A 14,068-nucleotide genomic window follows, 5' to 3' on the forward strand; every position below is an offset into this window, starting at 1 on the left:
TTCAACGCCTGTTTTAGACAACAAAGCAATTATTAGAGGTATCCACACGGACTTCGGCTCGGAATTCCGACCTGCTGTTGGGGTCCGGCGAGGATCAAGCCACCCGGCGCAATCTTTATTGAAACAGCAGCGCGAGGCCATTCTTCAGTCAAGCTGAACAATCACGCACTGAAAGGGTTCGTTCCCAATTACTTCTGCAGTCAAGTTCGGAGCAGACTCTTGCACAAACTGCCAAGTCTGCCCTCTGCTGATCACTTTGGATGCCCCTTCGGATGTAATAAACCGAACCTGCCCTGACAAACACACCCCCAGATGCCTTCGGTCCAAGTTTTCAAAAATGTGGTTGTGCCCGGCTGGCCATTCTACAAAAAGATAGCGTTTACATTCCGTATGGCGGGAGAACCTTGGCGATCTCATATCGTGATAATCGTTCGTGCGCATCTCCACTGACGATTCTGTAAATACCGTCGCGTGGTCGTCGTTGGTTTCGAAGGTTGTAACTTGGATATCCATTGAGCCGTCTCTTTTCTAAGATGTGCTTTTCTCGGTTTGTTTTTTGCTGGCAAGAACGCCATCCCATTCGCCCTCAGGAATCTTTGGTCGATCCGGATCCGCTTCATACGACGGCGTCATAATCTGGACACCATTTTCGTTGAACACGTCTACGATATTGCGGTGCAGATCAGACAGGATGCGGGGCATACTCGAACCACGTGTCGTGAATGCGTTGATTTGGTAGTTTATCGCATAATCAGCCAGTTGCGCCCAGAGCACGAAGGGTTCCGGGTTTTTCTTCAGGTCTCTGGTTCTGTGCGCCGCTTCAACAAGCATGGCCTCGACCTTGGTTTGTGGCTCCTCGTAACCGATGCCAACTGTTGTGTGTACCAGCAAGCCACGCCCATCTACCTTGCGCGAGTAATTCACGACCTCCGAATTTAAGAGTTGCGCGTTAGGGATGCTTACCATTTCATTTTTGATAGACTTGATCAGTGTTTCCATCATCTTGATTTCGACAACGTCGCCTATCTGATCGCCCACTTTGATGCGATCACCGATGTTTGTACTGCGCCGATAGATAACAAAAAGACCGGCCATCATGTTGCTCACAACGGTGTTCGATCCCAGCGACACCATCAGGCCGGCAAGAATTGTCAGCCCCTGAAATGCCCTGCTGTCTGATCCAGGTATGTGCGGGTAAGCAAAAACGATCGCGATCGCAATAATGGCGACGCGCGCAATGTTAAAAGTCGGCCTGATCCAGCTTTGTTCAAAGTCTTTCCATTCAATTGCGCCTGCTGCGACATTGTCCATCAACAGCCGCAGCCCCTTTATCAGGTAATTTGCAACAAAATAAATAATCACCAGCGTGACCAGATTGGGCAAATAACTGATGATTCCAAAAATCACATCCATAAGCGGTTGCGACACATAGGTCAGCAAGATTTGAGCGAACGGTCTGGTCTGGGCAAAGGACAAAAGAACAAGGGTCAGGTAATAATAGAGAACAAAAAGGTATCCGATCCACAGCACCATATTTGCAGCAAATCCGATGAGCCTGCCGACTGCATTTCCTTTCACGATCGCGTTTGTGGCCTCTTCCATCTGGGTAAAGCGACGCACCGTCCGTTTTTCCAGCCAGCCGATCAATCGCTTGCGACGCTTCAAAAAGAGCACGGTTAACAAAGCAAAACCGATCGTCCAGCCTACCGCCGCAATCGCGCTTTCAACCAACGCCGCTTCGGACCGTCCAATACGGTAATTCGAAACAGCTTTTTGAATAGCCTCCAAGTGGAGTTGTGCGAGGACGGAAATGTCAAGTTGTTCAAATTCGGCATCAGCTTCGGTGGCGATAGTGAGCAAACGGCCGTTCGCTAAAACGCCTACTCCGAATTCGTTATTCTCCAAATCGTACTGCAGTTCTACGAACTCGGGCAACGCGGCGGTTTCCAGAATACGTCGTTCAATATTTGCTGCACGGTCAGACGCTGGCAGTGCACTGGACCCTCTCACCAGGAATAAGGTTTCCCCGTCGACAACCACCGGTGCCGAAAACTGCCCGCTGGGCTTTATTTGTACGTCTTCGGATACAATGGCATCCGGTGCGGTTTCCTGAGCGAGCGACGCAGGTGCCAAATACAAGAACAAACTCAAAAACAGGGTCACAGGCCCGATGAATATTTTGGCTCGTGAACTCAAACAACGGATGTGATTCACTCGCTTGAGAGGCGTTTGTGGTGGCAACGCCTGATCCATGCGGTCATGCGCCATCGGTACCTCCTTTTGCATCCTGAATAAGGTGAACATCGCGCTGAGGGAACGGGATCGATATTCCTTCTGCGTCAAAACGTTCCTTCGCCTGGCCTGTTAAATCCCAGTAGACGTCCCAGTAGTCATCTGAACTCGACCACGGGCGGCAGAAAATGTTGACGGAACTATCGCCCAGTTCACCCACAAATACCTCAGGGGCAGGATCGTTCAGACATTTGGGGTGCGCCGCCACCAGTTCTTTGAGAACTTCGATGGCCTTTGCTGCACTATCGGAATATCCGATACCAAAAACCAGATCGACACGGCGCTCTGGGGAGACGCTGACGTTAGTGATAACGTCGCCCCAAATCTTGGAGTTTGGCACAACAATAATCTGGTTATCGAATGTTCGGATTTGCGTCGATACGACCGACATCTCGTTGACAAAGCCCGAAGCCCCGCTGACCTCAATGTAATCTCCGGTGTCAAACGGTTTGAGTATCATGATCATCAAACCGCTCGCCAGATTGCCCAGCGTGTCTTGCATGGCAAAACCAAGAATGAAGGACAATCCGCCAAACACGGCAAACAGAGGGGTCACGTTGACGCCGAAGAAACCCAGCACAACCAGAATGCCCAAAATAAAGGTGGCCCAATAGACCGCATTGACAATGAAGCGCTGAAGCAGGCGAGACAGATTGGGCACTCTTGCAAGACCACGCGTTGTTGCGCGCCGCGAAAGACGCGCAACATAGTACATTACCCATAGCGCGACAAAGAATCCGCCAACCTTGAGCAAGAAGCCCAATCCACCTTCGGCGGAGGTCAACCAGTTGATGGAAAGCTGCCAAAGCGTCCGCGGGTCTGTCGTGCGGACGGCTTCCAACCTGAGCGCGTTAATATATGTGTCATGCACTTTTGTTTCGTCAGCAGCAGCACCCTTTGTCCGCCATGCTTCGATGACAGTAGAGTAACTGCCTTGAACCTCGCGCTGTCTTTCCAAAGCAGCAGCCAGTTGATCGCGCAAAACCGCGTCGCGCGCATCGCTTGCCTCTTCCAATTCCAGATTCAGCAGAGCGATTTCTTGCAAAACCCCCTTAATGTGCTCCTGCCAAATTGTTGCAAGGTCTGAAAGCTCATCTGCCGTCATCGGCACTGTTAGAATTTCAAGCTCGGAGGCTGTCGTTGTGATTTCAGTCGGAACAGGGGCAGAGAAACTGGCAGCCACCTGATCCTGCGCGTTCGCGGCTGTTCCCACCCAAAGACAAAGTAAAAGTAAGCAGATGAAGTGCGCTTTCAAAACGGATCGAATGTACATGAGCGATCTCTTCTTCGTGATTCAGCGCCGTAAAACTGAAATCAATAATCTTATCTGTATGTTTGACGTTCTTGCGACTTAAGGCAACCTTGAGTTCTGTACGAACAATTTAGCCACCCATTGGACAGTTCTTACACCAGCGTAACGCTGAACATTGGGTGCTCTCAGAAAGCGCAACACAACCACGCACGTCTTGTTTTTAACTTCTTGCACATAATCTATTCGAAATTGACCGATCTAAATGTTTCATAAACCAAGATCCAATCAGGCCCAAAAGACCCGTCAACGTGGTAAGGCGTGATTATTGCCGCGTAGATCCTTGATCGTAAGCATGGCACGTGTTTCCGCGCAGCAGGTCTGCCGCGTTTCACCTCTGAACAGAAGGAACCGCACCAAGAATAAGCGGAATACGTTCATCCCCCAATCGAAAAGCCGTTTTCGGGCGGCTTTGCAGATGCAGCCTGAGAGGCAAAATAACCGCCTAGGTTTCGAACATGCCGCACTCCGGCATCGGTGCGTCGCGATTGTGATCGTAGACGAATTGACCGCTTGAGGCTCTATGCGCCATGGTGCGCCTATGCATTGTTCAGGGGCGGCCCCAGGACACGGGAAAAGCAGAAAGGCGGCCATGAAAGTTTCTCGATTTCTGCGCATCGAACAGGGCGGCGCATGAACATGGCGGGACTGCTGCTTGAAGCGGTTCGACTTTGGTTGTTGGCCGGCACCGCTGTGGCGGCCTTATTCCTGACAATTGGCATGGACCGCATCGACGAGGACGCGCGGGACGCCTACGTTTTCCGGCCCCTGTTGATCCCCGGTGTATTACTGATCTGGCCGCTCGTCCTTTGGCGCTGGTATCTCTACGAAACAGACCGCGAGAACTGGCAAAAGCGATACCGCCCACCGCGTCGTGCCCACCAGTTGGTTGGCTGGGCGCTCTGCCTTGGTATCTGCGCGATAGTACTGACGGGGCTTTCTCTGCGCCAACCATGGCCCGCTGCAATCGCACCTGTCCAACTCACTGACCCGACGGAGGCGGCGCAATGAGCGTCAAATACATCCCCGTTCAATGGAACAAGAACAAGTATATCTACGACGCGGTCATGTTGGCCGGTACCGCATTGTTTTTGATCGCGTTTTTGAATCTGACGCCACCGGTTCTGGACCACGAACGTCCGATCACGCCGCAAATCCACAATGCCCGCGCTTTTGGCGCTTGTGCGTTCATGATGCTGACGGTCATTTTGTGCATCGGGCCGCTTGCGCGACTTGATGAACGCTTTCTGCCACTGCTTTATAACAGGCGACACTTCGGTGTCATGACAGCTTTTGTCGCGCTTACGCATGCGTCTTATATTGTGGATTGGTATTTCGCGTTTTCGCCCACGGGAAAATATGAGGCTTTGCTGTCGGCCAACACATCCTTTGGTCAGCTTGCCGGTTTTCCATTTGAGATTTTCGGCATTTTCGCCCTTCTCGTTTTGATGATCCTTGCAGCAACCAGCCATGATTTCTGGATGAAGTTTCTAAGCCCACCTTTATGGAAGCGGATTCACTACCTGATTTATCCTGCATACCTCTCGGTCGTCGCTCATGTTTCACTGGGCATCCTGCAAGACCAGAAAAATCATCTGTTTACTGTCATCTTCATATCTGGGAGCGCCACTGTCGGCCTGCTGCACGTGCTGGCGGCCCTGAAAGAGCGCAAGCGAGACGCGCAAAATGCGGCAGCTGATGCGGATTGGGTGCGAGTTTGCGACGTCACTGAAATGCGGGACGGCTTTGCCAAGATCAAGTTGCTGGCCGATGGCAATCGGGTCGCAGTCTACCTTACGGATGGCAAGCTGAGCGCGATCTCGAACGCCTGCGCGCACCAGAACGGGCCTTTGGGCGAAGGTCGCGTGATAAATTGTCTGGTGACTTGCCCGTGGCACGGGTTTCAGTACGAAGTGGCCTCAGGACGCTCGCCCGCACCGTTTACCGAGAAAGTTCCCACTTACAATCTTCGGCTGGAGGGCACCGCAGTGCTGGTTGACCCCACGGCCAACGCGCCGGGCACCTTCGTCGAACCAACGCCTGTGCCGAATTCCATCGGGGTAACGCCGTGAGGGACCGCAAGCCCCCGTTCTTTGTCGGATATCTGGCGGTACCAGCTGCTTTGCGCCAGTTTTTGCTGCTGGCGTGTGTGATGTTCGTGGCGGGTTTGGCCGGTGTCGGCTTTGCCCTCGGCGTCGCCCAAGACGACCCCGGACCCGGTGCGTTTCGGTTTGATTACGGCCGTCAGACCGTCACCGGTGTGATCGAACTCACGCCTTATCCAATACTCCGCGTGACCGAAGGGAATGACCGCATCAAGCCGGGCGATACCTTGCTGATGTCCGGCGGCGGCAAAAACGGTGTCGATGACCGCGCAATGCCACTTTCGGGAAAGCTTGCGCGCGTGTCCGGTGTTGTTCTTGAGCGGGGCGACTTGAACATGCTGCAACTGCGGGGCGGCGGACAGGGCATCGCGGCTGTTGAGGGCGCGCCCCCCGAACAATCGGTACAACCCTTGGGCCGCTGGCGGTTGGCGGGCGAAATATGCGACGGAAAGTGCCTAGCAGGTGCAATGCGGCCCGGGACTGGCCTTGCACATAAAGCATGTGCCAACTTGTGCCTGCTGGGTGGCGTGCCACCTGTGTTCGTCTCTTCCCAACCTGTCGATGGCGAGACATTTCTGTTGATTACTGGCCCCGATGGTCGCGCCCTGCCCACAGAGGCCTATGACTACGTCGCCCGGTATGTTTCACTTGAAGGCGAGATCGAAAGACGCGGCAATCTGCTAATCATCGCAATTGATCCGCAAACGATGGAGGTTTTGCCGTAATGCGTCGCTGGGGAACGCTTTGCATAGTTGCGGTGTTGACGACTGTTTTCTTTTACGTCTCGCGGTTCTGGGATTTCCGGTGGTGGTCTCGTGAGGGACTTTTCGGGATCGAAGCGCTGCGTCCGCAGGGGGGCTTGCTGGCCAGTTGGCTACGCGGCACAGAGGCGGCACCGTTTGAACTTTTGATCTGGGCGGTAGGGATATTCGCGATCCTGACAGTCGTCCAACGGATTTACGACCGGCTCACGCGCCCCAAGGGGTGATGGCACGGGCACCCCAAGGCGTTGCAAGGAACAGAAAATGACCCGCAAGACCTACGACAATCTACGATCAGCACGGTGGTTCGCCCCAGATGATCTGCGCTCTTTCGGGCATCGGTCGCGGGCCATGCAGATGGGCCTTTCGCTTGATGATTGGGACGGCAAACCTGTAATCGCCATCCTGAACACCTGGTCTGATCTGCAACCCTGCCATATGCATTTTCGCGACAGGGTGGAATTTGTCAAAAAAGGCATCCTGCAGGCAGGAGGCATGCCGGTCGAGATCCCTGTGCATTCGCTGGGAGAACAACTGCTGAAACCGACATCAATGCTTTATCGCAACATGGTGGCGATGGAGGTCGAAGAGGTGCTGCGCTCTAATCCCGTTGATGGCGCAGTACTGATGGGAGGCTGCGACAAATCCACGCCAGCACTGGTGATGGGCGCGGTATCGATGGGCTTGCCTTTCATCTACTTACCCGCAGGCCCAATGTTGCGCGGCAACTATGCGGGTCGTGCGCTCGGTTCTGGCGCTGATGCATGGAAGTATTGGGATGACCGGCGGTCAGGCCAGATCACAAAAGACGAATGGCAAGGCGTTGAGGCAGGCATCGCGCGGTCTTACGGACATTGCATGACCATGGGTACGGCAAGCACAATGACAGCTATTGCCGAAGCATTCGGACTATGCCTGCCCGGCGCATCTTCTATCCCAGCGCCAGACGTCAATCACCAGCGGATGAGCGCTGCCTGCGGGCGACGGATTGTCGAAATGGTTTGGGAGGATCTGACACCCGATCAGATCATCACAGCCAAAAGCACCCGAAACGCTGTGACCGTTGCGATGGCGACGGGCTGCTCGACCAATGCGATAATTCACCTGATCGCCATGGCCCGCCGTGCGGGTGTGCCTCTGACGCTTGACGATCTGGATGCAGTGGGCCGCACAACACCGGTGATCGCCAACATAAGACCTTCAGGCGACACCTATCTAATGGAGGACTTTTATTACGCCGGCGGTTTGCCAGCACTGATGAAAGAGCTTGGTGACAAGCTCGATCACAGCGCGCTTACTGTGACCGGTACTTCGATCGGAGATAGCTTGAAGGACGCGCGGAATTATAATCAGGATGTGATCCGCCCGCTGTCCAACCCAGTATATCACGAGGGCTCGCTGGCGGTGCTCAAGGGAAATCTTGCACCAGATGGTGCGGTTATCAAACCGGCCGCGATGGACCCGAAATTCATGTCACACAGCGGGCCTGCTTTGGTAGCGGACAGCTATGCAGACCTGAAATCAATCATCGATGATCCAGAGGCTGCCATAACGGCCGACCACGTACTGATCCTGCGCAATGCCGGACCGTTAGGAGGGCCCGGTATGCCCGAATGGGGCATGATCCCGATGCCACAAAAACTCTTGAACGAAGGACACCGGGATATGGTGCGTCTGTCGGATGCCCGGATGAGTGGCACCAGCTATGGCGCGTGTATACTGCATGTGGCCCCCGAGGCTTTTGTCGGAGGTCCGTTGGCACTTGTCCAAACCGGCGACATCATTTCGCTGGACGTGCCCAATCGAAGCCTGTCGGTGGACATCAGCGACGAAGAACTCGCGCGACGTCGCGGCGCTTGGACAGCGCCGGAACCTCGCTACCAACGCGGGTACGGATGGGTATTCTCAAAGCATATCGAGCAGGCCGACAAAGGCTGTGATTTCGACTTCTTGCGGACCGAATTCGGCGACCCCGTGCCAGAGCCTGAAATCAACTAATTATCCCTCAACCACCCGGCAATCGGCGCATCAGGTAAATCTCGGCCCCTTCCGGCAAAGGTTGTGACCAGTCATCACGCCAGATGGTGCCGTCTACGGCAACGGCGACGTCGCCCTTGATCGGGCCTGCGAGACCGGGGTATCGATCCGACAGCTTGCGTAACAGCTCTCGGATCGTTTTTGCTTCGACTTCGACTGTCTTTTGCCCGTCTGCAAGCGGAACCAGCCCGCCCCAAAGTTTGACGTCAAACTTCACGAGTCCTTCGCGGCATCAATGGCTGCGAGAATGCGTGGAGGTGACATCGGGATATGAGACATGCGTACACCCGCCGCATTCGACACCGCATTCGCAATCGCCGCCAGCGGCGGAACAATTGAAGTTTCGCCGACACCGCGCACGCCGTAAGGGTGGTTCGGGTTCGGGATTTCGAGGATTTGCGTATCGATCATCGGCAGGTCAGAACAGACTGGAATCCGGTAATCGAGGAACCCCGGGTTCTGCAATCGCCCGTCTTCGCCGTAGATGTATTCCTCGTTCAGCGCCCAGCCAATGCCCTGCGCGGCCCCGCCCTGGTACTGACCTTCCACGTAGGACGGGTGCACCGCCTTGCCGGCGTCCTGAATGACGGTGTAGCGCACGATGCGTGTTGAACCGGTCTCTGGGTCCACTTCCACGTCACAGATGTGCGTTGCAAAAGAAACGCCAGCGCCGTCTGCCACCAATTCGCTATGCCCGGCGATCGGGCCACCCGTATTGCCGGCTTCGGCGGCGATGTCTTTTACAGACAAGGGCGCAAGGTTTCCATATTTCGAACCCATCGCCTTGGCGTGTCCGTCCTCCCAGTATACATCCTCAACCGGTATATCCCAGGTTGTTGCGGCGCGTTGCTTCATGACCTCGATGGCATTTCGCGCTGCAGAGATCGTTGCCATCGAAGATGAGAATGTTCCGCGGCTGCCGTCTGTCATGTCGTTGTAGCCAAGTGTCGCTGTGTCAGCGACCACCGCTTTGACGTCGCTGTAATCGACCCCCAACTCTTCAGCGGCGATCAACGACAACGACGCGCGCGACCCGCCTACGTCTACCGTGCCGACCGCCAGCGTTACAGTGCCATCAGCACTTACATTGAGGTCGGTACAGGTCTGCCCACCAAAGTTGAACCAGAAACCGCAGGCCATACCACGACCCTGATTTTCACCTAACGGCGCACTCATATGCGCGTGCGCCTTGGCCGCTTGAAGCGTTGGTCCAATCCCGATCGGACCATAGACCGGGCCGTATGACGACCGCGTTCCTTCTTTCGCCGCGTTCTTAATGCGCAGTTCAACCGCATCCATGCCAAGCTTTTGAGCCAGTTCGTCTACCGCACTTTCCACAGCAAAGGCTGCCATTGGTGCCGAGGGCGCGCGGTAAGCGGCGACCTTGGGCCGGTTTACAACCACCTCAAGGCCGACGGTTTTGACATTCTTGAGATCATAGCACGCAAAAGACGTCATTGCGCCGAAAGACGCCCACGAGTCGGGATATGGTCCGCTGGTATACCGCAGCGTCGATGTTGCCGCCGTGATCCGCCCGTCTTTAGTCGCGCCGATTTTCACATCAATCGATGTAGCACTGGTGGGGCCAGATGCGCGAAAGACTTCCTGACGGGACATGACCAGCTTGACGGGCCTGCCGGATTTGCGCGACAGCGCAAGCGCCACGGGCTCGGCCCAGACATGCGTCTTGCCACCAAAACCACCACCAATTTCGGATGAGGTTACGCGCAGCTTTGACACTTCGAGGCCGAGTAAATCTGCGCAGTTCTGCCGGTACACAAAGTGACCCTGTGTGCAGACCCATAGCTCGGCAGTTCCATCGGGGTTGCAGCTTGCAACACATGCATGTGGTTCAATGTATCCCTGATGCGTTTGTTCGGTTTTGTAACTACGCTTAACGATGACTTCCGCCTCGGCGAAACCCTTTTCGGTATCTCCGTGACCGAACTCTGATTGCGCCGCAAGGTTTGAAGGCTTCGATGGTTTAGGCTCCACCCCTTGCGTAAAAATCTGATCGTTGAGCACAGGCGCATCGTCCCGGATGGCAGCATCGACATCCACCACATGGGGCAGAACTGTGTAGTCAACCTTGATCAGTTTGAGCGCGGCCTTGGCGGTTTTTTCGTCAATTGCGGCAACGGCAGCCACCGCGTGACCGTCGTACATCGCTTTTTCACGCGCCATGCAGTTGTCTAGGATCGCATATAGTCCGGCGTCGCCATCGGTCAGGTCGGGTAAGTCTGCAGCCGTCACCACAGCCTTGACGCCCTTCAGCGCTTCGGCTTTCGACGTATCGATCCCGTTTATTTTCGCATGCGCATGCGGGCTGCGCAAAACACGCGCAATCAGCTGTCCCGGCATATTGTAGTCCGCGCCATACCGCGCGCGCCCGGTGACTTTGTCCACACCGTCAGGCCGGTTCGGGCGCGTCCCAACTGATTTCAATTGTTGCTTTTGATAGGTTGCGTCGAAACTCATGCCGTCTCTCCCCGCATTTCCAAAGCGGCATCCTGAACCGCTCGAACAATCTTATCATAGCCTGTGCACCGGCAGAGATTTCCTGCAAGCCAAAAGCGGATTTCCTCTTCGGTCGGATCAGGGTTGGTATCCAAAAGGGCCTTGGCCGCTATCAGGAAACCGGGTGTGCAAATCCCGCATTGCAACGCGGCGTGCTCTATGAATTTGCGCTGCAGAGGGTGTAATTCGCTGCCCTGAGCCATCCCTTCGATGGTATCGATCTCGCGCCCTTGCGCTTCTGCACCAAGCACGAGGCATGAGCAGACAACACGTCCATCCATGATCGCGCTGCACGCTCCGCAATCGCCGGTACCACAGCCTTCTTTTGCGCCCATCAAACCGAGACGGTCGCGCAATACGTCCAGCAGGCTTTCATCTGGCTGGCACAGATACTCTACATCGTCACCATTGATCGTGGTGGATACTGCAATCGCGCTCATGATTGATCTCCTGCCCTTGCGTAAGCGGTTTGCGCCGCACGCCTTGCCAGCACGCCGGCAACTTTCTTACGAAACGCGACCGTTCCGCGCTTGTCATCAATTGGGGTACTTGCGGCTGTCGCAGCCTCTGCCAGTGCTTCGAGCGCCGCTTCATCAAGCTTTGTTCCAACGATAGCCTGCGCAGCCTCTTCGCTGAGAATGACCTTTGGCCCAACCGCACCCAGAGCAACCCGAGCCGTCGAGATGCCACCATCGCTGTCTCGTGTAATCGACACACCAACGCCGACCACGGCGATATCCATTTCCGTACGCGGGATGAAACGAAGGTACGCATCACCCGTATGACCTGATGGCGTATCCAACAGGATCGCTTCGACAATCTCACCTTTTTGTAGCGAAGTCTTTCCTGGGCCGGTCGGAATATCCTCTACCGGCACTTCGCGGCTCCCGTTTGGTCCGGTCACCCGTACCCTAGCACCCGCCGCGACCAGTGCAGGTACGCTGTCTGCTGCCGGTGACGCGTTGCACAAGTTGCCAGCCATGGTGCACCGGCTCTGAATTTGGGTGGACCCTATAAGGTTGGCAGCTTCAACCACGCCCGGATAGGCCGCCAACAATGCCGCATTCTCGGCCAGCGCGGCACAGGGTACCCCTGCCCCGATCTCAAATCCGCTGCCGGTTTCAGAGATTTCACAGGCACCTGCGATAGACTTGATATCCACCACAAGGTCAGCTTCGAAATCGTCCCCGTGCATCCGCACCAAAAGGTCGGTACCGCCCGCGAGTACGTAGGCCCGCTCTGTGGTCGCGTCCAACAGAGCAGCGGCTTGTGCTATCGTTTCAGGTCGTTCGTAACGCATGCGCAGTTCACCCCCAATGCTTGAAATCCTTAGCCCATCTGTCCACGTCGACGACGGGTGATGTCAAGCCGAATCCGTCAAGCAATCGCCGCGCAGAGCAAAATTTGATCAAATGTTTGCCAACGCATTTCGCCCGCAGCGCGTGTTGGAACCACACGAACTGGCCCCATGATCAAACCCCAAGAAATCCGCACCCCGCCTCGCAATAGACAGTCAAAGAGGTTTCGCCTATCCAAAAGCAAAGGGAGTGCAAAATGACGGGTGCACCGGCACATGTAACGGCCTTCAACGCGCTTGCTGCGTATCTCAGGCAGACAGCGTTGCAGGCAAAAAGATTTGACGACGCGCTTGTACTTGCAACGTTGTACGGCAGGCTGCACTGGGACAATATATCAGGAAAATTTGCGGATGATGCGTTTGAGATCGAACTGTTTGATCGGTGGCAGCATGAGTTTGGCGCCAGACCGGCGTTTGCTGAACAAAACACTTCTATCTGCCACGTGTTGTCCGAACTTTACACACACGGTGGCCATAGCAGGTTGTTCCGCATGCTCGCAGAAGGCTTTGCTAAAGAAGGATTTGAGCAGAGCCTGATTATAACCGAACGTGCGAAGGATGCGGCACTGGCGCTGGTTCCGCCTTCTTGCAAGGCAAACATTCTCACAGGTACCGCCGGCGCACGAGCGCGCACGATCCACACACGTGCCATGGCAGCGGGTGTCATGCTGATGCAGACGCACCCTTATGAGATTGGCGCCGCTCTTGCCGCCAGAGCCGTCCGACGTGATGGCGGTCGCGTAATCTTCCTGAACCATGCCGATCACGTATTCAGCTTTGGACCCGGTGCCTCTGAAACGGTACTGGAAATATGTGGCACTGGCTGGCGTACCACACAGGAACGGCGCGCAGCCAACAACCAGCATTTTATCGGTTTGCCGATCGCAAAAGCGGGCGCCGCGCCGGTCCCGCTACGCACAGACCGAAGCGGCACCATCCTGTCGATCGGTAGCGGTTCTAAATACAAACCTTCAGCAGCACTAAATTTTCCGGATTTTCTTGGTGCGCTGCTAGATCGCGTCCCCAATCACGCGATCATCATCGGGCCTGACCCGTCCAAAGACTACTGGTGGCAGCCAATTCTGGAAAAGTACGGCGACCGAATTCAGATGCCGGGAATCCAGCCGTTCGAACGCGTTGAGGCGGAATTCGCTCGCGCGGCCTGTTATCTCGACAGCTTTCCGATGGATGGCGGCACCATTTTTTCCGAAGCATTGCTGAACGGTGTTCCGATTTTTGGTCCTAACCGCGACTGCAATCTGGGCATCAGTCCTGCAGACGACCTGCGCTGTATCGGCACTGATGTATTGCTTGAACAGGTGTCGGAGTACTTGCGCGGGGCCCCTTTGTCGTCACGACAGGCCGACATACAGTCCCAAATCCGCAATGACTTTACCGAAGCGACAACCGTCTCGCGGGTATTGCAAGCGATGGACGGTCAAGTTGTACCTCTGCCGGCGCTATTGGCTGAGCTTAGCAACCGCGGACCAGACTATAATGCTGAAAACTGGATCGAACGGGGGCACCTCACTGCACCCAAACGACTGTGGAAGCGGTTGTCTCTATTGGAAAAGCTGCGTGTATGGAGCGGGCTTGGAACAGTTGAGATTGATCAGAATTTACGACGTAATCTGCGCCGTCGCCTCATCGCCGGGTGACGCAAGTTCGCAGATACTGCGTGACCGCCTCG

The 14,068-nt window shown here is 55.3% G+C and carries 12 protein-coding genes; 6 read left to right on the top strand and 6 right to left on the bottom strand.

The features are described from left to right. Positions 1 to 528: 528 nt before the first annotated feature. Both AC2D8V_RS07205 and AC2D8V_RS07210 read right to left on the bottom strand, forming a co-directional pair. The gene (locus tag AC2D8V_RS07205; protein WP_484732853.1) at positions 529 to 2,343 is read right to left on the bottom strand and encodes a mechanosensitive ion channel family protein; all 1,815 of its coding nucleotides are present in this window, start codon (positions 2,341 to 2,343) and stop codon (positions 529 to 531) included. Continuing rightward, on the bottom strand, positions 2,258 to 3,565 hold the full coding sequence (locus AC2D8V_RS07210) for a mechanosensitive ion channel family protein (protein WP_484732854.1): 1,308 nt from the start codon (positions 3,563 to 3,565) through the stop codon (positions 2,258 to 2,260). Before AC2D8V_RS07210 ends, AC2D8V_RS07205 begins: the two co-directional genes overlap by 86 nt. Before the next feature lie 669 nt (positions 3,566 to 4,234). Here AC2D8V_RS07210 and AC2D8V_RS07215 point away from each other — a divergent pair. Genes AC2D8V_RS07215 through araD form a run of 5 tightly spaced genes read left to right on the top strand, consistent with a single transcriptional unit; the run spans position 4,235 to position 8,465 of the window. Then, a complete protein-coding gene (locus AC2D8V_RS07215) occupies positions 4,235 to 4,612 on the top strand; it encodes a hypothetical protein (protein ID WP_484732855.1) in 378 nt (125 codons plus the stop codon). After that, positions 4,609 to 5,673: a Rieske 2Fe-2S domain-containing protein gene (locus AC2D8V_RS07220; protein ID WP_484732856.1), complete on the top strand. Its 1,065-nt coding sequence runs from the start codon at positions 4,609 to 4,611 to the stop codon at positions 5,671 to 5,673. The genes AC2D8V_RS07215 and AC2D8V_RS07220 overlap by 4 nt, the downstream gene beginning before the upstream one ends. Further along, positions 5,670 to 6,431: a hypothetical protein gene (locus tag AC2D8V_RS07225; protein WP_484732857.1), complete on the top strand. Its 762-nt coding sequence runs from the start codon at positions 5,670 to 5,672 to the stop codon at positions 6,429 to 6,431. The genes AC2D8V_RS07220 and AC2D8V_RS07225 overlap by 4 nt, the downstream gene beginning before the upstream one ends. Further along, positions 6,431 to 6,694: a hypothetical protein gene (locus tag AC2D8V_RS07230; protein WP_484732858.1), complete on the top strand. Its 264-nt coding sequence runs from the start codon at positions 6,431 to 6,433 to the stop codon at positions 6,692 to 6,694. The genes AC2D8V_RS07225 and AC2D8V_RS07230 overlap by 1 nt, the downstream gene beginning before the upstream one ends. A gap of 37 nt (positions 6,695 to 6,731) precedes the next feature. Next, on the top strand, positions 6,732 to 8,465 hold the full coding sequence (gene araD / locus AC2D8V_RS07235; protein WP_484732859.1) for an L-arabinonate dehydratase: 1,734 nt from the start codon (positions 6,732 to 6,734) through the stop codon (positions 8,463 to 8,465). A gap of 7 nt (positions 8,466 to 8,472) precedes the next feature. Here the strand turns inward: araD and AC2D8V_RS07240 are convergent, their stop codons facing one another. Genes AC2D8V_RS07240 through AC2D8V_RS07255 form a run of 4 tightly spaced genes read right to left on the bottom strand, consistent with a single transcriptional unit; the run spans position 8,473 to position 12,321 of the window. Then, on the bottom strand, positions 8,473 to 8,721 hold the full coding sequence (locus AC2D8V_RS07240; protein ID WP_484732860.1) for a MoaD/ThiS family protein: 249 nt from the start codon (positions 8,719 to 8,721) through the stop codon (positions 8,473 to 8,475). Then, the gene (locus AC2D8V_RS07245) at positions 8,718 to 10,982 is read right to left on the bottom strand and encodes a xanthine dehydrogenase family protein molybdopterin-binding subunit (RefSeq protein WP_484732861.1); all 2,265 of its coding nucleotides are present in this window, start codon (positions 10,980 to 10,982) and stop codon (positions 8,718 to 8,720) included. The genes AC2D8V_RS07240 and AC2D8V_RS07245 overlap by 4 nt, the downstream gene beginning before the upstream one ends. Continuing rightward, positions 10,979 to 11,461: a (2Fe-2S)-binding protein gene (locus AC2D8V_RS07250; RefSeq protein ID WP_484732862.1), complete on the bottom strand. Its 483-nt coding sequence runs from the start codon at positions 11,459 to 11,461 to the stop codon at positions 10,979 to 10,981. Before AC2D8V_RS07250 ends, AC2D8V_RS07245 begins: the two co-directional genes overlap by 4 nt. Then, positions 11,458 to 12,321, bottom strand: a complete 864-nt coding sequence (locus tag AC2D8V_RS07255) for an FAD binding domain-containing protein (protein ID WP_484732863.1) — start codon at positions 12,319 to 12,321, stop codon at positions 11,458 to 11,460. Before AC2D8V_RS07255 ends, AC2D8V_RS07250 begins: the two co-directional genes overlap by 4 nt. 254 nt (positions 12,322 to 12,575) lie before the next feature. Here AC2D8V_RS07255 and AC2D8V_RS07260 point away from each other — a divergent pair, with 254 nt between their 5' ends. Next, entirely contained in the window at positions 12,576 to 14,036 is a 1,461-nt protein-coding gene (locus tag AC2D8V_RS07260) for a hypothetical protein (protein ID WP_484732864.1), read from the top strand. Positions 14,037 to 14,068: the final 32 nt, after the last annotated feature.

The organism is Roseobacter sp. YIN89, from assembly GCF_057219365.1.

What these genes read in the sequence shown, in the direction of transcription:
- AC2D8V_RS07245 (WP_484732861.1), bottom strand. Translation starts at nt 10,982, where the DNA reads ATGAGTTTCGACGCAACCTATCAAAAGCAACAATTGAAATCAGTTGGG.
- AC2D8V_RS07230 (WP_484732858.1), top strand. Translation starts at nt 6,431, where the DNA reads ATGCGTCGCTGGGGAACGCTTTGCATAGTTGCGGTGTTGACGACTGTT.
- AC2D8V_RS07255 (WP_484732863.1), bottom strand. Translation starts at nt 12,321, where the DNA reads ATGCGTTACGAACGACCTGAAACGATAGCACAAGCCGCTGCTCTGTTG.
- AC2D8V_RS07220 (WP_484732856.1), top strand. Translation starts at nt 4,609, where the DNA reads ATGAGCGTCAAATACATCCCCGTTCAATGGAACAAGAACAAGTATATC.
- AC2D8V_RS07250 (WP_484732862.1), bottom strand. Translation starts at nt 11,461, where the DNA reads ATGAGCGCGATTGCAGTATCCACCACGATCAATGGTGACGATGTAGAG.
- AC2D8V_RS07215 (WP_484732855.1), top strand. Translation starts at nt 4,235, where the DNA reads ATGAACATGGCGGGACTGCTGCTTGAAGCGGTTCGACTTTGGTTGTTG.
- AC2D8V_RS07210 (WP_484732854.1), bottom strand. Translation starts at nt 3,565, where the DNA reads ATGTACATTCGATCCGTTTTGAAAGCGCACTTCATCTGCTTACTTTTA.
- araD (WP_484732859.1), top strand. Translation starts at nt 6,732, where the DNA reads ATGACCCGCAAGACCTACGACAATCTACGATCAGCACGGTGGTTCGCC.
- AC2D8V_RS07260 (WP_484732864.1), top strand. Translation starts at nt 12,576, where the DNA reads ATGACGGGTGCACCGGCACATGTAACGGCCTTCAACGCGCTTGCTGCG.